The organism is Niabella terrae (assembly GCF_054783135.1).
In genome coordinates, this window is the sequence record NZ_BAAGRD010000008.1 from 849,234 (window position 1) to 871,624 (window position 22,391).

The 22,391-nt window shown below is 47.4% G+C and carries 17 protein-coding genes; 7 read left to right on the forward strand and 10 right to left on the reverse strand.

Going from position 1 to position 22,391, the window contains the following annotated elements; genetic code table 11:
• Together ACYVI9_RS11780 and ACYVI9_RS11785 are read left to right on the forward strand one after the other, a co-directional pair.
• A complete protein-coding gene (locus ACYVI9_RS11780) occupies positions 1 to 603 on the forward strand; it encodes a sugar O-acetyltransferase (protein WP_460764767.1) in 603 nt (200 codons plus the stop codon).
• A 275-nt stretch (positions 604 to 878) separates the two neighbouring features.
• The gene (locus ACYVI9_RS11785) at positions 879 to 2,189 is read left to right on the forward strand and encodes a dicarboxylate/amino acid:cation symporter (protein WP_460764768.1); all 1,311 of its coding nucleotides are present in this window, start codon (positions 879 to 881) and stop codon (positions 2,187 to 2,189) included.
• Between the two features lie 93 nt (positions 2,190 to 2,282).
• Here ACYVI9_RS11785 and ACYVI9_RS11790 read toward each other — a convergent pair whose 3' ends face one another.
• The 5 genes from ACYVI9_RS11790 to ACYVI9_RS11810 form a co-directional block, all read right to left on the reverse strand.
• The gene (locus ACYVI9_RS11790) at positions 2,283 to 3,296 is read right to left on the reverse strand and encodes a vWA domain-containing protein (RefSeq protein WP_460764769.1); all 1,014 of its coding nucleotides are present in this window, start codon (positions 3,294 to 3,296) and stop codon (positions 2,283 to 2,285) included.
• Positions 3,293 to 4,249 (reverse strand): DUF4381 family protein, encoded by a 957-nt coding sequence (locus ACYVI9_RS11795; RefSeq protein ID WP_460764770.1) that lies wholly within the window; start codon positions 4,247 to 4,249, stop codon positions 3,293 to 3,295. The genes ACYVI9_RS11790 and ACYVI9_RS11795 overlap by 4 nt, the downstream gene beginning before the upstream one ends.
• 33 nt (positions 4,250 to 4,282) lie before the next feature.
• The gene (locus ACYVI9_RS11800; protein ID WP_460764771.1) at positions 4,283 to 5,155 is read right to left on the reverse strand and encodes a DUF58 domain-containing protein; all 873 of its coding nucleotides are present in this window, start codon (positions 5,153 to 5,155) and stop codon (positions 4,283 to 4,285) included.
• A 75-nt stretch (positions 5,156 to 5,230) separates the two neighbouring features.
• Positions 5,231 to 6,232, reverse strand: a complete 1,002-nt coding sequence (locus ACYVI9_RS11805) for an AAA family ATPase (protein WP_460764772.1) — start codon at positions 6,230 to 6,232, stop codon at positions 5,231 to 5,233.
• A 67-nt stretch (positions 6,233 to 6,299) separates the two neighbouring features.
• A complete protein-coding gene (locus ACYVI9_RS11810; protein ID WP_460764773.1) occupies positions 6,300 to 8,006 on the reverse strand; it encodes an NAD+ synthase in 1,707 nt (568 codons plus the stop codon).
• Between the two features lie 449 nt (positions 8,007 to 8,455).
• Here ACYVI9_RS11810 and ACYVI9_RS11815 point away from each other — a divergent pair, with 449 nt between their 5' ends.
• Together ACYVI9_RS11815 and ACYVI9_RS11820 are read left to right on the forward strand one after the other, a co-directional pair.
• Positions 8,456 to 9,475 (forward strand): tetratricopeptide repeat protein, encoded by a 1,020-nt coding sequence (locus tag ACYVI9_RS11815; protein ID WP_460764774.1) that lies wholly within the window; start codon positions 8,456 to 8,458, stop codon positions 9,473 to 9,475.
• A 225-nt stretch (positions 9,476 to 9,700) separates the two neighbouring features.
• Positions 9,701 to 11,485 (forward strand): AMP-dependent synthetase/ligase, encoded by a 1,785-nt coding sequence (locus tag ACYVI9_RS11820; protein ID WP_460764775.1) that lies wholly within the window; start codon positions 9,701 to 9,703, stop codon positions 11,483 to 11,485.
• Positions 11,486 to 11,533: 48 nt separating this feature from the next.
• Here the strand turns inward: ACYVI9_RS11820 and ACYVI9_RS11825 are convergent, their stop codons facing one another.
• Positions 11,534 to 12,076, reverse strand: a complete 543-nt coding sequence (locus tag ACYVI9_RS11825) for a GNAT family N-acetyltransferase (RefSeq protein ID WP_460764776.1) — start codon at positions 12,074 to 12,076, stop codon at positions 11,534 to 11,536.
• 329 nt (positions 12,077 to 12,405) lie between these two features.
• Here ACYVI9_RS11825 and uvrC point away from each other — a divergent pair, with 329 nt between their 5' ends.
• Positions 12,406 to 14,229: an excinuclease ABC subunit UvrC gene (gene uvrC / locus ACYVI9_RS11830; protein WP_460764777.1), complete on the forward strand. Its 1,824-nt coding sequence runs from the start codon at positions 12,406 to 12,408 to the stop codon at positions 14,227 to 14,229.
• On the opposite strand, the gene ACYVI9_RS11835 is transcribed toward uvrC, so the two are convergent.
• The 4 genes from ACYVI9_RS11835 to ACYVI9_RS11850 all read right to left on the reverse strand — a co-directional run bounded on the left by ACYVI9_RS11835 (position 14,230) and on the right by ACYVI9_RS11850 (position 19,976).
• The gene (locus tag ACYVI9_RS11835; RefSeq protein ID WP_460764778.1) at positions 14,230 to 16,299 is read right to left on the reverse strand and encodes a thioredoxin domain-containing protein; all 2,070 of its coding nucleotides are present in this window, start codon (positions 16,297 to 16,299) and stop codon (positions 14,230 to 14,232) included.
• Positions 16,300 to 16,420: 121 nt separating this feature from the next.
• The gene (locus ACYVI9_RS11840; protein WP_460764779.1) at positions 16,421 to 17,476 is read right to left on the reverse strand and encodes an MBL fold metallo-hydrolase; all 1,056 of its coding nucleotides are present in this window, start codon (positions 17,474 to 17,476) and stop codon (positions 16,421 to 16,423) included.
• Positions 17,477 to 17,489: 13 nt separating this feature from the next.
• Complete coding sequence (locus ACYVI9_RS11845; RefSeq protein WP_460764780.1) at positions 17,490 to 19,070, reverse strand: Na+/H+ antiporter; 1,581 nt, start codon at positions 19,068 to 19,070, stop codon at positions 17,490 to 17,492.
• 96 nt (positions 19,071 to 19,166) lie between these two features.
• Entirely contained in the window at positions 19,167 to 19,976 is an 810-nt protein-coding gene (locus tag ACYVI9_RS11850; protein ID WP_460764781.1) for an alpha/beta hydrolase, read from the reverse strand.
• 183 nt (positions 19,977 to 20,159) lie between these two features.
• Here ACYVI9_RS11850 and ACYVI9_RS11855 point away from each other — a divergent pair, with 183 nt between their 5' ends.
• Complete coding sequence (locus tag ACYVI9_RS11855) at positions 20,160 to 21,095, forward strand: ATP-grasp domain-containing protein (protein ID WP_460764782.1); 936 nt, start codon at positions 20,160 to 20,162, stop codon at positions 21,093 to 21,095.
• A gap of 94 nt (positions 21,096 to 21,189) precedes the next feature.
• On the forward strand, positions 21,190 to 22,305 hold the full coding sequence (locus tag ACYVI9_RS11860) for a carboxylate-amine ligase (protein WP_460764783.1): 1,116 nt from the start codon (positions 21,190 to 21,192) through the stop codon (positions 22,303 to 22,305).
• Positions 22,306 to 22,391 lie beyond the last annotated feature (86 nt).

Here is a 22,391-nt window from a genome sequence, read left to right on the forward strand (position 1 = left end):
ATGGAAGGCACTCAAAAAGAAAAGATGCTTACCGGTCTGCCTTACCTGGCTTCCGATCCGCAGTTGGTCGCGGAACGGTTTGAGGCAAGGAAACTTTTGCATCGGCTCCACCAGTTGTCTCCTGAGGATGCGGAAGCAAAAAAAGCCTTATTTAAATCCTTACTGGGAAAAGTGGGTACGGATTTTCATATTGAAACGCCCTTTCAGTGTGATTATGGATACAATATCCGGCTGGGGGATCATTTCTATGCAAATTTCAACTGTACCATTCTGGACTGCGCACCGGTAGACATTGGCTCAAATGTAATGCTTGCCCCTAATGTGAGCATTTTCACGGCAGGTCACCCGATACACCATGAACCCCGGAATCAGCAATGGGAATATGCGATCTCTGTCCGTATTGGTGATAATGTCTGGGTCGGAGGCGGTGTCATTATCAATCCCGGTGTACGTATTGGTGCCAATACCGTGATTGGTTCAGGATCCGTTGTTACCCGTGATATTCCTTCTGATGTAATAGCCGCGGGCAATCCCTGCCGGGTATTGAAACCGATTCGGCCCGAGGATCGGTTATACTATTACAAAGACCTGAAATTTCCCTAGTTTTTTAATTCCCGGCATTTATGATTTGATGCTGCTGCCACTGATTTTTCTATCAGTTACGAGGGTCTATGGCCGCTCATTGTAGGGCGCATTTCCGAATGCTTTTGAAGCATATACAGACCGTTCACTGACTATTTCTTGAATGATTTGTTCAATTCGTTGGGTACTAGGTTCAAGTGCTAAGATGCCTGGGAGACAACCAGCCTTAGGCCTACCTGTAACGGATTTATTCCGATTTTGAAAATAATATTATCTTGTACCCAAACAAAATATGAATGATTGTTGAACAGCCGCACCCGCCGCAGCCGAAAAAAAAGCGTTTTTATCAGGTACTTTATATCCAGGTGTTGATCGCGATTCTTATCGGGATCGCTTTGGGTTATTTTTATCCGGAACTGGGCGAGAAAATGAAACCCCTGGGAGATGGATTTATCGCCTTAGTCAAAATGATTATTGCTCCCGTAATATTTATTACCATTACAGTGGGGATTGCATCCATGAGCGATATGAAGAAAGTCGGTCGGGTAGCAGGGAAGGCCTTTGTCTATTTTTTGACTTTTTCCACGCTGGCATTAATCCTGGGATTGATTGTCAGCAATCTCGTTCAACCCGGGAAAGGTCTGAATATTGACCCGGCAACCCTGAATAGTTCAGCGATTTCCCAGTATGTCTCAGAAGCCCATGACAGCTCCCTGGTTAATTTTATTTTCCGCATCATTCCCCAGACCCTGGTAAGCCCGCTTAGCGGTGATAATATTCTACAGGTTTTGCTAACGGCAATTTTATTCGGGATCGGTATCTCCCTCACGCTGCCCAATAGTAAACCTGTGTTGGATTTTATGGAGGCGCTTTCCTATCCGATATTCAAAATTGTGGCCATTCTGATGAAACTGGCTCCGCTGGGCGCTTTTGGCGCGATCGCTTTTACGATTGGCAAATATGGTATTGATGCGGTTTCTAATCTCGCCTTGCTGGTAGGGCTTTTTTACCTAACTTCCTTTTTATTTGTGGTGCTGGTCCTGGGTGCCGTGGCCCGGTATAATGGTTTTTCCATATTCAAATTTCTCCGTTATATCCGGGAAGAGCTCCTGCTAGTACTGGGAACCAGCTCTTCAGAAGCCGCATTGCCATTACTTATGCAGAAACTGGAAAAAGCGGGCTGTGCCCGATCAGTAGTCGGTCTGGTCGTACCCACAGGTTATTCCTTTAACCTGGACGGCACCAATATTTATATGACCCTGGCGGCCCTCTTTATTGCACAGGCCTGTAATATTCATCTTACCCTCGAGCACCAGTTGGTATTGTTGCTGGTTGCCATGCTGAGTTCCAAGGGCGCAGCCGGCGTCAGCGGTGCCGGATTTATTACGCTGGCGGCGACGTTGGCGGTTGTGCCGGAAGTGCCTATTGCCGGTATGACCCTGATTCTGGGTGTAGACCGGTTTATGAGTGAATGCAGGGCATTAACGAATGTTATCGGCAATGCGGTCGCTACGGTCGTGGTTGCCAGATGGGAAGGGCAACTGGATCAACAGCAACTGGGGAAAGTCCTGGCCGGGGAAACCCGGTTGTCGGAAACCAGCTCCTAATGAAAGCGGCGTTGGAATAATAATTCATGCCTTACTCGCATCGGGCTTGCCTGGGCAGTTGGACCGGTTCCTTTATAGCACCGCAACGGAATTTTAGGGATATCTTTTGAATACGGTGAACTTCAGTAAAATTTCCAGTAATAACCAGCCCAGAGCGGCCAGCACCAATGGCAGAAACATTTCACGTATATCCTTGTACTTAATCACTTCCACTTTGGTTTTTTCCAGCTGATCGATCTGCGAATAAATCGCCTGGAGAGAAGCTTTATCGGTAGCCCTGTAGTATTTGCCCCCCGTCTCGTTGGCGATTTTGGTCAGTAGCGCTTCATCAATATAATTTCTTACGATATTCCCTGCCTGATCCTTTACGTACTGCTTTTCCGTAGAGGTTGCCGAACCCAGACCGATACAGTACACTTTTACCTGGTGGGCCTTAGCGATCTCCATCGCCGTTTCGGGCACAATGATACGCGTCGGCGGCGCATCCTCCTTGCCGTCGGTCAGCAGAATGACCACCCGGCTTTTCGCATTGCCCTTACTGATACGGTTTACGGAAGTAGCCAGGCCTTCACCGATTAATGTGCCGATCTCCAGATAGCCACCGTCATTTACTTTTAATTGCCGGAGCTGATTGAGAATGGCATTCCGGTTCGGAGTTAAAGGGCTTTTGGTAAAACTCTCTCCACCAAAGATGACCAGCCCGATTCTATCTACCTTACGGTTTTTGACAAACTCAATGGCGACCTCCTTGGCCACATCAAAACGGGAAGGCTCAACGTCCCGGGTACCCATACTGCCGCTGACATCCATGCAGAGCACGATATCAATGCCATCCCCTTCATATCGGGTTTTGGCGGTCTGATGCTGGGGCCGGGCCAGCGCCATGACCAGGCAGGTAATGGCCAGCAGCCGGCAAATGAAAGGCAGGTGCCGCAGGCGGGTCTTGAATGTCACCGGCGTATTGGAATGGATCACTGAGCTGAGCAATGCCCCTTTATTTTTGTGCTCCCCCTTAATATAATAGCCGATAAGCAAAGGAATCAGTGCCAGGAAGATGAAATTCTCGGGCCAGACAAAACTGATATTTTTTAACCAATCATAAATCATTTCAGTGGTTTCGGGTCAGGTTTATTTTTTGCCGGCTTTGTCAGCTGCTGTTCCAGATCGCCGATACTTTTTTCTATAATGTCGATCGCAGCTCCGGATTCCGAAGCTGTAGGTTTATATTTGGCAAATTTTACAAAATCTGCGAGATACAGAACCTGCGTTAATTCACTGTAAGCTGCTTTGTCAGGAAATAATGGTGTTAATTTATCTGCCAGATCATTTGATGTCTGATGTTTTGAACTGACACCTGTACGCTCCAGAATATAGGTTTTGAATATATCGATTAGCTGGGTATAAAATGCCTTGGGGGCTGCACCGGACTCGCGTAGGGTTTTCAGTTCCCGGAGCGCTTTTTTATAGGCGCCCGGAGCGGTAGCCAGTCGTACCGGCGCTTTCTTTTTCCGGGGCCGGGTCAGCAAATGAATGAGCAGGGTCAGCAGGATCAATAAAAGTGCCAACGGGTACCACCATTTTTCTATAGCAGGAGAAAGACGGAAGGGGGCATCGCGGATGGGCTGCAGGTCATTATAGGGTTTGGCGGGATCAAAATCCTGCGTAAAGATTACATCGACCAGAATACTGTTGGTTTTTACGAAGGGACGCAGTTGAAAAGGAGGAATCACCCAGCGACCCGAATCAAAACTGGTGAGCTGGTAATACTGCTGATAGACCAGGGTATCTCCTTTCTGTATCTGTTGGCTGCTGTCGCTGACCAGCATTTCAAAATGTGCGATACTGTCAACCTTAAATCGATCTGGCTCGGTGCCATTGAGCGTTTTGATCTCCAGTGTCAGCCAGAGTGGCTCACCCAGCAGCACTTTATTTTTATCGGTATAGGCCCGTACCGCTACCGTTTGTGCCGACAATAGTGCCGGCAGGATCAACCAGCCGGTTATCAGAAGGAAAACCAGCCAACTGCCGCTTTTAATATTGTATGGATTAATTTTCGTCAAACGCTTTCAGTTGTCTTATTTCACCTACACCGGTCATTTTGCCCGGCTCTTAAAGAAACGTTGCAATACATATACATAGTCCTCGCCGGTCTGCAAATGCAACAGATCGCTGTGCGCCTTTTTAAAAACAGATGCACAATACTCTGTCAGGGCGAAGAAATTCTCCTCATATTTTTTTCTGACATAAGCATTGCCGGTATCCACCCATTGCATCTGTCCTTTTTCCGCATCCAGCATTTGTATCAATCCGGCATTCGGCAGGGTTCGATCCATTTTGTCATATATTTTTATGCCAATGATATCATGTTTTTTCCCCGCCACCCGCAACGCGTCTTCATAATTGGAATCGATAAAATCACTCAGGATAAATGCAATACTGGTCTGCTTGATTGCATTGGTAAAATGTTTTAATGCCACGCTGATACTGGTGCCCGTGCCGCGAGGCTCCATACTCAGCATTTCCCTTACGATAAACAAAGCGTGCTGACGTCCTTTTTTCGGAGGGATATACCTTTCCAATATATCACTGTAGAAAATGACACCTACCTTATCTCCATTGCTCACGGCAGAGAATGCCAGTACCGCAGCAATTTCTGTAGCCATATCTCTTTTCCGACCGTGATGGGTCCCAAAAAGCGCACTCCTGCTAATGTCTACCAGGAGCATGACGGTGAGTTCCCGCTCTTCTTCAAAAATCTTGCTGAATGTATGTCCGAAACGCGCCGATACATTCCAGTCGATAAAGCGAACATCATCACCAGGTGCATATTCACGCACTTCCTTAAAAGACATACCCTTGCCCTTGAAGGCGCTATGGTACTCGCCTGAGAACAGATCCCTGGCCAGTTTTTTGCTCTTGATTTCCAGCTCACGGACTTTTTTTAATATATCGGCAGTACTGCGCATGGGTGGTCTAATAAAAAACGCTATTCAGATGCTACGGAAACAGTGCCGCAAGGACATCTGATCAACAATGCGGAATTAAGGTACATTTACTTTTTGAAGAATCTGGTCAATGATATTTTCCACATTGATATTTTCGGCTTCCGCCTCATATGTAAGTCCGATCCGGTGGCGCAGTACATCATGTGCGATACTGCGAATGTCTTCGGGCATGACAAAGCCGCGTTTGTTCAGAAAAGCCTGTGCCTTGCCCGCCAATGCCAGGTTGATGCTCCCCCGGGGGGAAGCCCCATAGGAAATAAGTGGACCGAGTTTTTCCATCTGGTAACGGCCCGGATAGCGCGTGGCGAAAACGATGTCCAGAATATATTGTTCTACTTTTTCATCCAGATAAATCTCTCTTACCAGATTTTTAGCCGCCAGTACTTCTTCAATATTCACGACAGGGTGAATTTCAGGGAGCGACACCGACTGCACATTGGACCGGAGGATGAGTTGTTCTTCCTGCATTTCCGGGTAGTGGACGATGACTTTCATGATAAAACGGTCTACCTGGGCTTCGGGAAGGGGATAGGTGCCTTCCTGCTCCAAGGGGTTTTGGGTAGCCAGTACCAGAAAAGGCTCCTCTAATTTATAGGTGCTGTCACCGATGGTCACCTGTCTTTCCTGCATGGCTTCCAGGAGTGCGGATTGCACTTTGGCAGGTGCCCGGTTGATTTCATCTGCCAGAATGAAATTGGCGAAAATAGGTCCCTTCCTAACGACAAAGTCATTGAGCTGCTGGTTATAAATCAGGGTACCGATAACGTCCGCCGGCAGTAAATCCGGCGTAAACTGTATCCGGTTGAATTGTGCCTGGATGGCGGTAGAAAGGGATTTGATGGTAAGTGTCTTGGCCAGACCCGGAACCCCTTCCAGCAAGACGTGGCCATTGCTGAGCAGCCCGATCAGCAGCCGGTCCAGCATATGGGACTGACCAATTATAATATGACTGACTTCCTTTCTGAGCTTATCGACAAAACTGCTGCTGGAGGCAATTTTCTCATTTAATAGTTTAATGTCTTCTGCTGTTTTGTTCATAATTTCCAATTATTAGCAAGGCTGTTTTCCGGTAGAAGCCGGACTGGCCTGGCAGATGCTGATGTTCTCAGTTCAAATACTTTGCCACAATGGGGATTCTCCGGCCGACACCGAAGGCTTTAAAGCTCACCCGAATAATTGGACAAAACTGATTTCTTTTGTATTCATTGCGGTTGACCATTCCCAGGATGCGGTTCACCAGCTCTTTTTCAAATCCCTGTTCGATCAGTTCCCGGGGGCCCTGGCGCTGTTCAATATATTTATAAAGTATCGTGTCCAGTTGATCATATTCGGGCAGGCTGTCACTATCTTTCTGTTCGGGGCGCAATTCTGCCGAAGGCGCTTTGGTTAAAATGTGTTCGGGAATACAGGGCTGACGGCGATTGATAAAATTTGCCAGTGCATAGACTTGGGTCTTATAAACATCGCCGAGCACTCCCAGGCCCCCGGCCATATCTCCATAGAGGGTACCGTAACCGGTAGCCAGTTCGCTTTTATTGGAGGTATTGAGCAGGATGTACCCGAATTTATTGGCAATGGACATCAGCAGGTTGCCCCGGCTGCGGCTTTGAATATTTTCTTCAGCCACGCTGAAAGGCAGGTCTCCGAAAACAGGCTGGAGCTCCTTCAGAAAGATTTCGTAAATATTTTTGATGGGAATGAGGTCATAGGGGTTCCCCAGATTTTCGCTGAGCTGTATTGCGTCTGAGACAGAATGGGAACTGGAAAAATCCGAAGGCATCAGTACGGCCCGTACATTGTCGGGGCCCAGGGCTTCCACTGCCAGCGCAATCGTTACAGCGCTGTCGATTCCTCCGCTGGAACCAATTATCGCTTTGGTAAAACCCATTTTTGCAAAATAGTCCCGGATACCCAATACGAGGGCCGCGTGGATTTCACTGATATTTTTATCCTCGGTTAAATATTCCAGCACCGGGCGGCTGGCGCCTACTTCATGCGCATTATAATAGATCTTTATATCGGACTCATTAGCGGTAGTCAATGGCTGATGACTGAGCTGATCGAGATCAAAGACACCGAAATCTTCTTCAAAATACTTTAAAGCGGCTACTTTATTACCCGCATTATCATAAACCAGGCTGCCGCCATCGAAAACGATCTCGGTTTGAGAGCCCGCCGTATTGCAATACAACATTGGAAGATGATATTTCAGGGTATGCGCTCTCAGAATATTTTCCCGGACTGTATCCTGGGCATAATTATAAGGGGAAGCTGACAGGTTGATCATTACATCCGGATTCTGACCGATCAGTTCGTCCATCGGCGTGGTCCGGTACAATGGATTACTGCCCATGTTCCAGATATCTTCGCAGATGGTTACTGCCAGTTTTTTCCCCTGAAATTTCAATACCTGCCAGTCGTAAGCGGGTTCAAAATAACGACCTTCATCAAAAACATCATAAGTGGGTAACAGCGTTTTATGGACTTCCCCCTGGATTTGCTTTTGGTAGAGCAGAAATACGGCATTAAAAAGATCTTTACCCTTGGGGTTCTGGTTTCTGGAGGGCGCACCAATCAGTACACCGATATCCGATGTATGTTGAAGGATGATATCGATAGCTGCATAGGATTGCTGGATAAAATCTTCAAATTCCAGAAAATCGCGGGGCGGATAGCCGGTCACACAGAGTTCTGAGAATACGACCAGATCGGCACCCTGGGATCTGGCCTGGTCAATACCGGCAATGATTTTGGCAGTATTGGCCTCAAAATTTCCAATATGATAATTTTGCTGTGCTAATGCAATTTTCATTTTTGTCTTAATATTTTACAAATCAGGGACCTGTGTCTTTGAAACCGGAAATTTACCATAAAAACTTAAATTTAGAGGAGAAGCCTGGCCTAACGCGGTAACCCCCAACCGGGACGACCGAAGGACTGATCTTCTTATAAGGGCTGCACATGTAGTAATTCGTTGACAATCATTGCTATGTATGCAGTAAGATGGGCTGTCTCCGGGGATAAAAATATTTGTTATATTATTGAAATTACTTGCTCCTCTCAACCTTTGGCCTAATTTTGCGTCTTCAAAAAAGTTGGCCTGGAGTTTGACTTTGTAATACCTGACTATTAAAGAGTTGTCCACCTGAGGTCGGCGGGAAGCCAGTCATCATCAGACAAGTCTTCGGCGTTGGTTGCTGAATATTGGATGGCGTTTTAACAGATCGAAATGAACATCTTGAAACAAAAATTTATCGAGGAATGAAGAAACTATTCATATTAGGATTATCACTATGTTGCTCCGTGGCAGTATTTGCGCAGGAAGATATAGCTGCGATGCGCGAGAATGCCAGAAAGTTCATGCAGTCCAATGACGTTAATAATGCCATTCTGGTGCTGAACAAGGCCCGGGAAGCAGACAGCGGGAATGTCGACGTCCAGAAGGACCTGGCGCTGGCCTATTATTACAACCGGGATTTCGATAAAGGGGTGTCCATTATCCGCCCGCTGATGGAAAGTCCGGATGCGGATCCTTCCGTCTATCAGATTGCCGGCAATCTCTATCAGGCCAAGGAAATGTATAAGGAAGCGGAAACCATTTATAAGGACGCCATCAAAACTTTTCCAACTTCCGGACCGCTATATAATGACTATGGTGAATTATTGCTGGGACTGAAAAACCCCAAAGCAGCCATAGAAACCTGGGAGAAAGGGATGCAACTGGCCCCTTCCTTCGGTGGTAATTATTACAATGCATCCATTTATTATTTCAAACAGCCGAATGATAAAATCTGGGCGATTATTTATGGGGAAATTTATGCCAATATGGAAAGCCTGAATCCCCGGTCCAATAATATCAAGAAGATGGTCCTGGATGCCTATAAACAGAAATTATTTCTAAGTGGAGACCTGAATCAGGCTGCCGAAAAAGAAAAGAATCCTTTCGTCAAGGCCGTTCTGGAAACCTTTGCCAAACAATCAGGTATATCCGGACAGGGCATCACTCCGGAGAGCCTGGCGATGATCCGTACCCGGTTTGTACTGGACTGGTTTGCCGGTAACGCTGCCAAGTTTCCTTTCAAATTATTCGATTACCAGCAGCAACTGATGAAAGATGGCCTTTTTGATGCTTATAACCAGTGGATGTTCGGTCCCGTGGATAATCAATCGGTTTTTGAAACCTGGGTTAACAATAACAAAGAAAAGTACGACCAGTTTACTGCCTTTCATACCTCCCGCATTTTCAAAATGCCAAAGGATCAGGTTTATTCAGTGCAATAATTTTCGTTTCAAACATAGTCAACCACCTGGCAACAGGTGGTTTTTTTTGGGATATATTGGTTATCTTCATCTATAAGTTTATCGGAGTCACTGCAGGGAGAGATGCTACCTGATAAAGCAGTGTATAAGGAGGAGTACGGTGGCTGATGAAACGATGGTTTCCTGCAGGTTTACAGGGCATTTTTCTTTCCGCGTCAACCAGATGCTGTCTTAAAAAATAACGATATGGATTATCCGGATTACCGATTGTTTGATGCCATTGCTTACCAGCTGGAACATTTTCCCAAACCCAATATGCTGAATGCAAAACGGGAAGGCAGCTGGAAGGCCCATTCTACCGGAGAAGTGGAAGAACTGGTCAACCGATTTTCTGCGGGGTTACTGGCCAAAGGGGTAGAAGCCGGTGATTTTAGTCCGGAAAGCAGTGACAAAATTGCCATTATCAGTCATAACCGGCCTGAATGGGTATTTACGGATCTGGCCGTACAACAGATTGGCGCCATACTGGTACCCATTTATCCTACGACGGGGCAGCAGGAGTTGGAATATATCCTAAAGGAATCGGAAGCCAAGTACCTATTCATCAGCGATGCAGACCTCTACCAAAAAGTTCAGGAGGTAGACACGCCTTTATTGGCCGGCATCTTTACATTTGACCAGGTTGAGGGAGCGGCGCACTATTCTGAAATTCTGGCTTTATCCGATGAAGAACATCTGGCAGCGGTGGCATCCCTCAAAAAAAGCATTCCGACTTCTCATATCGCGACCATTATCTATACCAGCGGTACCACCGGAAAGCCGAAGGGTGTCATGCTCAGCCACAGCAATATCGTTAGTAATATCTTTAATTCCAAAGTCAGTTTTCCCTTTCCGGATCAACCCGAGACCAAAACCCTGAGTTTCCTGCCCCTGAACCATATTTTTGAGAAGATGGTCACTTATATATATTTATTTAGTGGCATCAGCATCTATTACGCCGAAAGTCTGGAATCCATTGCCGATAACTTAAGGGAAATAAAACCTGACGGGTTTACCACGGTACCACGGCTACTGGAGAAGGTTTTCGAAAAAATTATGGCCAAGGGTAACCAGCTTACCGGCATCAAAAGAGCACTGTTTTTCTGGAGTGTGGCTTTAGGTATGAAATATGATAACCGGAATCCGCCAGGCGGACTGTACAGTTTAAAACTACGCATCGCCCAAAAACTGGTCTTCAGCAAATGGCGGGAAGCGCTGGGTGGCAATATTCGCTTTATCATAACCGGGGGAGCCGCAGCTTCCGAAAAATTACTGCGGATCTTCAACGCTGCCGGCATCCCGGTATATGAAGGTTATGGGCCCACCGAGAACAGTCCGGTCATCTGCGTCAACCGGGAACAAAAGGAGGGGACCTATTTCGGAACCGTCGGCCCCGCCCTTGAAGGACAGGAAGTGAAAATTGCGGAAGACGGGGAGATTCTGGTTAAGGGACCTTCAGTAATGAAAGGATATTATAAACATCCGGAACTGACGGCCGAAGTCATCAAAGACGGCTGGCTGCATACCGGCGACATCGGTACCCTGGTCGAAAACCGGTTTTATAAAATTACCGATCGCAAAAAAGAATTGTTTAAGACCAGCGGTGGTAAGTATGTGGCACCCCAGCCCATTGAGAATAAGATGAAGGAGAGCAAGTTTATCGAACAGATCATTGTACTGGGCAGTGAGCGGAAATTTGTGAGTGCGCTGATTGTGCCTTCCTTTGTGGCCGTACGGGACTGGATGAAAGAAAAGCAATTACAGGAAATGGATAATGAGACGATCGTGAAAGATGCAGAAGTACTGCGCCTTTTCCGCTCGGTTATCGATCATCACAATACGAATTTTAATCATGTGGAGCAGATCAAAAAATTTGCATTGCTGCCTCATGAATGGAGTGTGGAGGGCGGTGAAATGACACCAAAACTGAGTTTAAAACGGAAAGTGATTATGGAGAAATTCCAGGCGATAATCGAAGATATATATGATTGACCGATCCCGGGCCTTTAGCCAGATACCGTATACCCCGAACCGGTATTGCTATGTTGTCTTCCATTCCGACCGCAACAGGGAATACAGTGCCAGATCCTGAAATTGACCATGGACGAGTTCCGCCTGTCTTAGAATTCCTTCGAACTGAAAACCGAGATGTTCGGGAATGGCCCTGCTTCTGGTATTCGCCAGCATGGCTTTAATTTCCAGTCGGTTTAATTTTAATATATCATAGGCAAAAGGCATTAGTGCTTTTACCGACTTGCTGATAATACCTTTGCCGACTGCATCGCGAACCAGCCAGTAGCCGATATTCGCAATTTTATTAACCGGATCGATCCGACTCAGGCCAATCCGACCCACTACTTTGTTGTGTTCGAAAATATTATAGCTGTATTCCAGCCCCTGTTGCTGCAGTCTCTGGCAGTTCCTGAGATACTTTTTGCAATCGCGGATTGTTAGCATCTGGGGGACCCAGGGTAAAAAGACAGCAAGGTGTTCCCGGTTGGCTTCCACCGCCTGCAGGAGCGCCGCGGCATGTTGTTTATTGCTGTCGACGAGTTCGACACCTTCATTAATAGTAATGCTCATTAAAAACCTGATTTCTGAGGTGCTTTTGAAATTTATGGAAAGTTTGTCCTAAAGTTTAGATGACCTCCTTTTGGCAATCAATTGTTACAAATGTATTTAATGTGTGACACAAAAACTGCGCCATCTGTTATTTTCTATAATCTGCCCAAATCCGGAATCTGGCTGAAGCTTACCCGCATTGCGCCCTTGGGGTGATCCAGAAACGGTCGGCGTTCGGAACGTACAGACGCCTGCCGGCGTTTCAGGACTGCTCCGGCATCCGTGCGAATGTACCGGTTCGGATACACTGACTGACCGTGGGTGGTTTTATGCTTAATTTTGCCTACGCTATGACGCAGGAACGTTTTTCTGAAATCGCCGCAACCATACCCCATCAGCCTGGTATTTATAAGTATTTTGATGGGGAAGGCAAGATCATATACGTAGGCAAAGCCAAAAACCTGCGCAAGCGCGTGGGTTCCTATTTCAATAAGACCGTAACCAATTATAAGACACATGAGCTGGTACGACGTATAGAAAAAATTGAATTTACCATCGTCAATAGCGAGCAGGATGCCTTTTTACTGGAGAACGCGCTGATCAAGCAATTTCAGCCACGGTACAATATCAACCTGAAGGACGATAAGACCTACCCCTATATTGTGATTAAAAATGAACCATTTCCCCGGATTTATCTGACCCGCCAGCCGGTGGAAGATGGCTCGCTTTATCTAGGGCCTTATACCTCCGTCTTCCGTGTCAGGGAACTGCTGGAATTCATCCGGCGCAGCGTGCCTTTACGTACCTGCAGTCTGAACCTGACAGCTGCCAATATCCAGAAGCAGAAATTTAAGGTTTGTCTGGAGTATCATCTCGGAAATTGTTCCGGTCCCTGCGAGGGCCTACAATCGCGCCCGGATTACGATGAGAATATCCGGCAGGTAAAAGAATTGTTGAAAGGTAATTTAACGCCAGTCGTCAGGCATTTTAAAGCTGAAATGAAAAAACAGGCCGCAGCGCTGGAATTTGAAAAAGCAGCACGCATCAAAAGCAAGATTGATTACCTCGAAGAATATTATCAGTCGAAAACCATTATTACCGGACTCAAGGGCGGCGACAAAGATGTTTTCAGTCTGATAAAAGACAAGCAGGTAGCTTATGTCAATTTTCTGATGATCCGGGGTGGTACGATCGTGCAAACACAGACCAATAAACTGGAGACGCATCTTGATGAGTCCGAATCTGAAATCCTGCAATATGCCGTGGAAAGGCTGCGTACCACCTTCAACAGTGATGCACCTGAGATTGTCGTGCCTTTTTCTATTGAATATCCCGATCCCGATATACAGTTGGTGGTACCCAAAGCCGGTGACCGGAAGAAATTGCTGGAACTTTCCGAGAAAAACGCCGGATATTTTATTGAGCAGCTGCGCAATAAAGAGCGATTGAAAATCAGCCGGAATGTTGACCAGGTCAAACTGCTGGAGCAATTGCAGGCCGATCTGCAACTGGCCGAGTTGCCTGTACATATCGAGTGCTTTGATAATTCCAATTTTCAGGGCAGTTATCCCGTCAGTGCCATGGTGTGTTTTAAAAACGGGGTGCCGAGTAAAAAAGATTATCGACATTTTAATATTAAAACCGTACAGGGAATCAATGACTTTGCTTCCATGAAAGAAGCGGTATACCGGCGCTACAAGCGGTTGACTGAAGAAAAGCAGACTTTACCCCAGCTCGTGATCATTGACGGAGGTAAAGGTCAGCTAAGTGCGGCCATGGAAGCGATTGAGGACCTGCAACTACATGGCCAGATTACCCTTGTCGGTCTGGCGAAGAATGTGGAAGAATTGTTTTTCGCCGGTGACCAGGAGTCACTGAAGCTGCCTTACAACGGCAGCAGCCTGAAGTTTATCCGTTTTATCCGTGATCAGGTACACCGCTTTGGGGTGACTTTTCACCGCCAGAAAAGAAGCCTTGGGACATTTAAAAATGAATTGGAGCAAATTCCTGGAATCGGTAAAGCTACAGCGGACGCACTGCTGAAATTTTTTCGGTCCGTGAAGAATATCAGGGAGAAAAGCCGCGAAGAATTGGCGCCTGTTATTGGTCGCGCCAAGGCGGAAACTGTATGGGCCTATTTTCATCCGGCCGATAATGCAACAGCCACAGATTGATTACCGGGAATCATGAATTTGAAGCAGTAATGCATCTACGTCCTGTACAGGCTGTTGACAGTCGTATTGCCTGCAAAGAAAAGCCCGAAATCCCTCCGGGGCGGATTTGTCGCGTAATAAAGGAAATGCCGGATCGGCTGTGGAAGCGGACATGACGACACTGAAGGGCAGGGGTTGGGCCAGCAGTCGGGTTAATGCCGGGTTGAAATTGCCGATCAATACAATTTCCAGACTGCCCTTGGTCACCGCATAAAAATTGTCCAGCCAGCAGCCAAAAGAAACGGGATATTTGGTGGCCATTGTAGCCATACCTACAGTCATTTTATAGGCCCGATCCAGCCATTGCGGGTTGTCAAACAAGATACCCAGGGTTCTCAGGTTCTGTGCCATCAGGGCATTACCACTCGGCGTAGCTCCGTCATACACTTCTATTTTTCTGACGATGACATCCTGCTGGTTTTCCGGGGTAAAATAGAAATAATCGTCCGTTGCAGAAAAAGATAATATTGTTTGTTCGCAGTAGTCATGGGCCTGGTTCAGATACGTGATGTCTGCGCTAATACGATGGAGTGCCAGCAGGGATTGTATGAGACAGGCATAATCATCCAGGAAGGCGGGATATTTGGCGGTATTGTCTTTCCATACATGTTGCAATCCTTTGGAAGGATTCTGAAATTTATCCAGCAGAAATGCCATGTTGGCTACGGCCAGCTCTTTGTAACTGGTAGCGCCTGTTGCCTCAAAAGCTTTGGAAAGTGCCGTATTCATCATAGCATTCCAGCTTAGCAGGATCTTGTCATCCAAAGCCGGCCGGACCCTGTCTTCCCGAGCCTTCATCAGTATTTGTCGGCAGGCCGCCAATTTGTTTTCCAGTTCGGAGCGGCTGCATTGATACTGTGCTGCCAGAACAACCGGATCCATAGCGACATGTAAAATATTGACAGGCGTTCCACCCACCGTGCCCTCGGGCCAGTTGCCGGTTTCTGTAACCCCGTAGTAAGCAATAAACATTTCAGCATCAACTCCAAGGAGACTTCTGATCTCTTCTATCTGCCAGACATAGAACCGGCCCTCTATACCTTCACTATCGGCATCCAGTGCTGCATAAAAACCCTGATCGGGATGCAGGAGCTCCCGGCGTACAAAATCAATCGTTTCCTCCAGTGCCCTGCGGTAATGGGCTTCCTGTGTAATTTGATAAGCCTGCGCCAGAACATTTACCAGCAGGGCATTATCGTATAACATTTTTTCAAAATGGGGTGCCAGCCATTCTTTGTCAGTGGAGTACCGGGCAAAACCACCCCCCAGCTGATCATAAATTCCTCCCTGAATCATTTTATCCAGACTCAGTCGGGCCTGTTTCAGTGCCCGTTCGGCATTTTCGGGGCTTTTGGTTTTTTCGAGCCAATAGTAATTCAGCAGAAACTGAATGGAGAAGGTCTGGGGGAATTTGGGCGCGGCGCCAAAACCACCCCATTGCAGGTCTGCCTGTTGTAAAAGCTGTTCGCAGGCCTGATCAATTTGATCGGCGTTAACGAGATCCGCACTTTTCGGATTGATGCCAAATTGATTGGAGCTGAAAAGATGTTCGGTAAGTCCCCGGGCTTGCTGTTCTACGTCCTCTCTTTTATTGCTGAATGCATCCGCTACTGCGGTAAGCACATCTTTCCAGGAAGGCCGGTTCATTACCGGCCGGGGCGGAAAATAAGTGCCGCCGTAGAAAGGTTTTTTGCCCGGTGTGAGAAATACGTTTAAAGGCCATCCGCCGCCGCCCGTCATGGTCTGGACCGCATCCATATAAATGTGATCGATGTCGGGCCTTTCTTCACGATCAATTTTGATATTAATGAAATGCGCATTCATGATTTCGGCGGTAGCCTCGTCTTCAAAGCTCTCTCGCTCCATTACATGGCACCAATGGCAGGCAGCATAGCCGATACTGACTAAAATGGGTTTGTCCTGTTCAATTGCCAACTGTAATGCTTCGGGTCCCCACGGATACCAGTTTACGGGATTATGGGCATGTTGCAATAAATAAGGACTGCTTTCGTGTATCAGGGCATTGGACATTTTTTGTCATTTAATTGAAACATCAAAGTTCGTTATTTTAGGTGAACCGGGATGGACGTCTACTCCGGTTGAGAAGAAGACACTGATGTAAATGGCCTGCCGTTGACGGTCAGGTAAGGGGTCAATCATCGACCTTGGGCAGGAACTCCTGCCACCATTTTTCCCAGGATTGGTAGTTGTCGAGTGAGACTATTTCACCAATACGGGGTGTGGTTACGGGCAGGCCCGCATCAGTTGCCAGTGCAGTGATTCGCTGCAGGGGCTCATACCAGGGATGCAATGCCAGCCTGAATTTGGAATGGTGTACTGGTATAAAGTTGCGGGCTCTCAACTCCTGTACTTCCCGGATAACCTCTTCTGGCAAAGAGTGTATATAGGGCCAGGTATCATTGTACTGACCGGTTTCCATAATTGCCCAGTCAAAAGGGCCCCATCGTTTTCCAATTTCTTGAAAATGCGGGCCGTAGCCACTATCGCCACCCAGAAAAATATTCTTCGTCGGGGTTGTCAGGACAAAAGAGGTCCATAAACTGCCGTTTCTTTTCAGTCCCCTTCCGGAGAAGTGACGGGCCGGGGTCAGTCGTAATTCAATACCCGGTCGGGGGCTAAAACAATCATACCAGTTTTTTTCCACCACGATGGCCGGATCATAGCCCCAGTGACGGAAATGACTGCCTACACCCCAGCCACAGAGCACCTGCCGGACCAGGGGCCGCAACTGTCTGATCGTTCGGTAGTCCAGGTGATCCCAATGGTCATGACTGATCAGTAACAGATCGATATCCGGTAAGTCGGACACCTGATAATTATTGGTGCCCGGAAATGCTTTTACCGATCCCTGAACAGGAGAAGCCTGACCACTGAAAACCGGATCCATCAGGATGCGCAAGCCGTCCACCTGTAAATAGTAGGAACTGTGACCGAACCAAACCAGCAGGTTGTCCTGAAGCGGCAGGCTTGTCAGATCGGTAACTACTGAGGGCAGGGGACGGGATGGGCGTCCGTGGGGATGCTGACGCAAAAAATTCAAAAGTACGCCGGTCATGGTGGCACCTTCGGCCAGCGCCGGTGTGGGTACCTGGTTTTGAAACTGCCCCTTCTGGTAATTGAACAGCGTATCAAAGAATTTTTTTTGTTGCTTGTCTGGTCTCGTTCCGTATTTTCTTGGTAAGTGCATACAGGGATGACGGTTACAGGCGTATTTTTACTTTCTCTTCTTCCAGATCGATATAATGCAGAAACTTCCTGACGATTTCTTCGTCCAGTCTTTTTTCTTCATGATTTTTCTGAATCAGCCATTGTCTTTGCTGTTCCAGAACTTTTTTATAAATAGCCAGGTCGGAGGCTGCTACCGTCGCCATTCCCAAATGTAACTGTTGATGTTGCCAGCGACTGATCAATTGCTGCATCGTATCGTTCATTCGGGGGTCATCCTTATGATGTTGATGCAGGTAGTCCAGGGCGACGCCAGATAGCTCCTCGCGCAACATGCGATGGGATTCATCTTCTGGCATATGATCATCGAATTCCGGAAGACCGACTTTCTTAATCAGTCCCGGCAATGTCAGGCCCTGCAATACCAGGGTGACCAGAATTACAATAAATGTGATGTAAAGGATCAGGTCCCTCAACGGGTAGGGGCTGCCGTCATCCAGGGTAACCGGAATGGCCAGCGCGGCAGCAAGGGACACCACACCCCGCATGCCGGTCCATCCCAGTAATAATGGCGCTTTCCAGCCTGGGCGGCTGTCAGCTACCGTGATAAACCGGCTGGCTATCATGGTAACTATCACTGCGCCGTAAGCGGCCAGCAATCTTCCGACAATCAGGACCAGGCTGATCAACAGCCCGTAACCGGTAGCCTGATAAAAACTGATGCCTTCATCCCTTAATCCGGCCATGATTTCCGGCAGGTCCAGTCCGATCAACAGAAATACCAGCCCATTTAACAGAAAGACAAAGCTTTGCCATACCATCTCACCCCGCAGTCTCGAAGAGCTGGTCAGGAAATGATTCCGGTAATAAGAAAGTAGCAGACCGCCGCTAACCACTGCCAGCACCCCGGAGGCATGTACTTCTTCAGCCAGTATATACATGGCATAAGGGGTTACTAAAGTCAGGATGATGTCCATATTAGCGTCAGTGGGCAGAAGTTTATGAACTTTCATAAAAATGAAACCCACCAGCAGGCCGATGGCCACACCTCCAATGACCATCCATACAAAGCTCAGTGCCGCCTGGTGCCAGACAAACTGCCCGGTGGCCACGGCGATCATGGCAAAACGCACAATGATCAGAGATGAGGCGTCGTTTAAAAGACTCTCTCCCTCCAGAATGGAAGCCATGCGTTTAGGGGTTTTTACAAATTTCAGGATGGCGCCCGCGCTGACGGCATCAGGAGGAGAAACGATACCTCCCAGCAAAAAGCCCAGGGCGAGCGAACATCCTGGTATAAAATAGTTGGCTACCAATGCTACGGATACAGCAGTAAGAAAGACGACAACGAATGCAAAACTGCCTATAATACGCCGCCAGTGCCAAAGTTCTTTCCAGGAGTTTGTCCAGGCGGCCTCGTACAATAAGGGCGGCAGAAAAATGATGAAGACCAATTCGGGCTCAATCGTTAAGGGAGGCGTACCCGGAATGAAGCAAATCGCCAGTCCTGCCAGTACGAGCAAGACCGGATAAGCTACTTTGATTTTTTTGGCCAGCATGATCAACAGTATGATGACGATGATCATAAACAGGTAAAATGGAAAATGTTCCAGCATAAGATTGTGTTTCTCAAACAAAGTACAGAAATATTCTCAAACTGTTATGACAGGTGAAGGCAAAGTTGAAACGGTTAGATAGTCCAATGCCTGCATTCATTTTCCCCAGGCCCATTCCAGAAATGCAGGCATGGCCTGGCCCCAGCTGGCTATATCATGGCGCCCTTCTTCCAGCTCCAGATAAAAGAGATCTTCCCTCCGGTAGCCTTTTGCTACCAGATCCTGCATCAGGTCCAACGTGTCATCAATGGCGTCAATGATGCCATTGTTGTTGCGATCACCGCTTTCATCCAGCTTGCCGCACTGAAAAAAGAATTGCAATCCCGGTCGGAATTTTCCTTTACGGATTTGTTGTTGCATGATGCGGTGTTTGTTATCGTCATAGCGGGGATCGGACTGGTCCAGGCTCCGCCACCAGAGGGAGCCGGAAAAGACGCCGGCGCGGGAGAAAATCCGCGGATGCTGCCAGACGATGTCCAGTGCGCTCAATCCGCCCAGTGAGAAGCCCGCGAAGGCAGTTTCCCGGAAAACCGGTACCCGGTAGGTCTTACTGATAAAGCCCAGGAGCTCTTTGGTAATGAATTGACTGTACTGTCTGGCCCGGCTACCGCGGCCGAGATAGTCTTTTTTACCTGAAATGCCGTATTCCTGTAACCGGTCAGGACCTGCAGCAATGGCGACGCAGAGTACCGGATGAATAGCGCCAGCCGCATAGCGTTGGTTCAGGATATTGCCGAACTGCATGATTCCCATATCCTGGCCGTCGTTTATCAATAACAAAGACATGTTTGACAGGTCCGTCACATTCTTGGGTAAAAAGCATTGTAGTTCCACCTCCCTTTTCAGGTAACGGGAAGGCAGGATGACCGTATCTACAACCAGGTAACTATCTATGCTGGTAACCATGACACCAAAAATAATGAAATGTTGTTTTGTGACCCTGCAGATAATCGGCGGGAAACAATTTTGTTGGTATCATATTAAAAAATATATTTGGAGAGGCTTTGGTTTTTGGGGCTGGAGCTGGAAAAATGAATATTCCGCAGCTGGCAACCAGCGGCTTATTGTGCACCATAAATTCAACTACCAATGAAAAAAATTGGAATTTTATTTGGCAAGGAACGGACCTTCCCGTTTGCTTTTATCGAAAGAGTGAACAGTAAGAAGGTGGATGGTATTGTAGCTGAGCCGGTTCGGATTGATAAGGCGATACAGGGTGAACCCAGCGGCTACGCAGTCATCATTGACAGAATTTCCCAGGATGTACCCTTTTACCGGACCTGGCTGAAGAACGCTGCGCTTACCGGGACGGCGGTTATCAATAACCCTTTCTGGTGGAGTGCGGATGATAAGTATTTCAACAATTGTCTGATGACCCGGATAGGCGTGCCGGTGCCGAAAACTGCCATTCTGCCTTCCAATGAAATGCCTGATGAAACCAGTGCCGAATCCTTCAGCAACCTGGCTTATCCCCTGGACTGGGAAGCCATTTTCAAGGAAGTTGGTTTTCCAGCTTATATGAAGCCTTTTGCAGGCGGGGGATGGAAGCATGTTTATAAGCTGAATAACCGGGAGGAGTTTTTTGAAAAGTATAAGGAAACCGGGCAGCTGGTAATGCTGCTACAGGAAGAGATTGTATTCGAAGAGTATTACCGCTGTTATTGCATCGGCGGCAAATATGTGCGAATCATGCCTTACGAACCACGCAATCCACATCATTTGCGTTATAGGGCGGGATTTACGCCTACAGAAGAAAAACTTCGGGAAATGACGGACTTGGTGATAAAAATCAATCAACACCTGGGTTATGATTTTAATACCGTCGAGCTGGCGCTTCGGGATGGCGTTCCTTATGCGATTGACTTCTGTAACCCGGCTCCTGATGCCGACCTGCCCAGTGTCGGTGAAGAAAATTTTGAATGGGTGGTCGAGACAGCGGCGCAGTATGCCATAGAAAAAGTGCAGACCCTGAGCGGATCCGATAACCTGACCTGGGGTGCTTATGTGGCCCAGTCGGTTAGTTGACACGAATCGGCCAATCAGTAGTTGCGTATCTGGCGCATCCGGAAAGGCGGGCTGTAAACCGTATCGCATCCCCTTTGATTAGAGAATAAAGACCATGGCTTTAAATTATAAAACATTTACATTGGGTGTCGAGGAAGAGTACATGGTACTTGATCCGGAAACCTTTGAGCTAAAAAGTCATGAACAAAAGATTGTCCAGGAAGGGCAGAAGACCATCAAGGATAAAGTGAAGGCGGAAATGCATCAGGCAGTGGTGGAAGTAGGTACCGATATTTGCCAGGATGTAGATGAGGCCTTCAAGGATGTTTCCCTGCTGCGCAAAACAATATCGGATATTGCAGCTACACTGGACCTGACCCTCGGTGCATCCGGCACCCATCCTTTCAGCCATTGGGAGAAGCAGTTGATTACAGACCATCAGCGGTACAATGAAATCATTGCGGAATTGCAGGAAGCAGCCCGCAGCAATCTGATCTTCGGACTGCATGTGCATGTTGGCATGGAAAGCCGCGAACTGGCCAATCATATCGCAAACTCCACACGATATTTTCTACCGCATATTTTTGCGCTGAGTACCAATTCCCCGTTTTGGGAAGGTCGTACTACCGGGTATAAATCTTTCAGGACTAAGGTATTTGACAAGTTCCCCCGAACCGGGATACCAGATGCTTTTAACAGTATAGAAGATTATGATAATTATGTGAAGATGCTCATCAAGACCAACTGTATTGATAATGCAAAGAAAATCTGGTGGGACCTGCGGGTACATCCCTTTTATAATACAGTAGAATTTCGCATCTGCGATATTCCCATGACGGTCGATGAAACGATAACGATTGCCGCGCTGTTTCAGGCAATTTGTGCGCGCATTTATATGCTGCGTAGCAAGAATCTTAATTTCATTCAGTACTCCAGGGCACTGATCAATGAGAACAAATGGCGGGCCAGCCGCTATGGCATTGATGGCTATCTGATAGATTTTGGAAAGGAGGAAGAAGTCAACACCAGGGCCCTGATATACGAGTTACTGGATTTTATCGATCCGGTTATTGACCACCTGGGTAGCAGGCATCGCATTGAAAACGTCCATAAGATCCTGGAGGAAGGAACAGGTGCTGACCGCCAATTGGCCATATATGAACAGACTTCCAGCCTAAGGGAAGTGGCCCAATATATCAGCACGCATTTTCTCGAGGGTATCGATAGTTAAGCCCGGCGGACGTTCCGTCAATTTGACGAGGGCTGCCCTATGAAAACGATCGGCTTTCCTGATTTCTGCCCTATCCGAATTTCTTT

What these genes read in the sequence shown, in the direction of transcription:
- ACYVI9_RS11780 (WP_460764767.1), top strand. Translation starts at nt 1, where the DNA reads ATGGAAGGCACTCAAAAAGAAAAGATGCTTACCGGTCTGCCTTACCTG.
- ACYVI9_RS11785 (WP_460764768.1), top strand. Translation starts at nt 879, where the DNA reads ATGATTGTTGAACAGCCGCACCCGCCGCAGCCGAAAAAAAAGCGTTTT.
- ACYVI9_RS11790 (WP_460764769.1), bottom strand. Translation starts at nt 3,296, where the DNA reads ATGATTTATGATTGGTTAAAAAATATCAGTTTTGTCTGGCCCGAGAAT.
- ACYVI9_RS11800 (WP_460764771.1), bottom strand. Translation starts at nt 5,155, where the DNA reads ATGCGCAGTACTGCCGATATATTAAAAAAAGTCCGTGAGCTGGAAATC.
- ACYVI9_RS11805 (WP_460764772.1), bottom strand. Translation starts at nt 6,232, where the DNA reads ATGAACAAAACAGCAGAAGACATTAAACTATTAAATGAGAAAATTGCC.
- ACYVI9_RS11810 (WP_460764773.1), bottom strand. Translation starts at nt 8,006, where the DNA reads ATGAAAATTGCATTAGCACAGCAAAATTATCATATTGGAAATTTTGAG.
- ACYVI9_RS11815 (WP_460764774.1), top strand. Translation starts at nt 8,456, where the DNA reads ATGAAGAAACTATTCATATTAGGATTATCACTATGTTGCTCCGTGGCA.
- ACYVI9_RS11820 (WP_460764775.1), top strand. Translation starts at nt 9,701, where the DNA reads ATGGATTATCCGGATTACCGATTGTTTGATGCCATTGCTTACCAGCTG.
- ACYVI9_RS11825 (WP_460764776.1), bottom strand. Translation starts at nt 12,076, where the DNA reads ATGAGCATTACTATTAATGAAGGTGTCGAACTCGTCGACAGCAATAAA.
- uvrC (WP_460764777.1), top strand. Translation starts at nt 12,406, where the DNA reads ATGACGCAGGAACGTTTTTCTGAAATCGCCGCAACCATACCCCATCAG.
- ACYVI9_RS11835 (WP_460764778.1), bottom strand. Translation starts at nt 16,299, where the DNA reads ATGTCCAATGCCCTGATACACGAAAGCAGTCCTTATTTATTGCAACAT.
- ACYVI9_RS11840 (WP_460764779.1), bottom strand. Translation starts at nt 17,476, where the DNA reads ATGCACTTACCAAGAAAATACGGAACGAGACCAGACAAGCAACAAAAA.
- ACYVI9_RS11845 (WP_460764780.1), bottom strand. Translation starts at nt 19,070, where the DNA reads ATGCTGGAACATTTTCCATTTTACCTGTTTATGATCATCGTCATCATA.
- ACYVI9_RS11850 (WP_460764781.1), bottom strand. Translation starts at nt 19,976, where the DNA reads ATGGTTACCAGCATAGATAGTTACCTGGTTGTAGATACGGTCATCCTG.
- ACYVI9_RS11855 (WP_460764782.1), top strand. Translation starts at nt 20,160, where the DNA reads ATGAAAAAAATTGGAATTTTATTTGGCAAGGAACGGACCTTCCCGTTT.
- ACYVI9_RS11860 (WP_460764783.1), top strand. Translation starts at nt 21,190, where the DNA reads ATGGCTTTAAATTATAAAACATTTACATTGGGTGTCGAGGAAGAGTAC.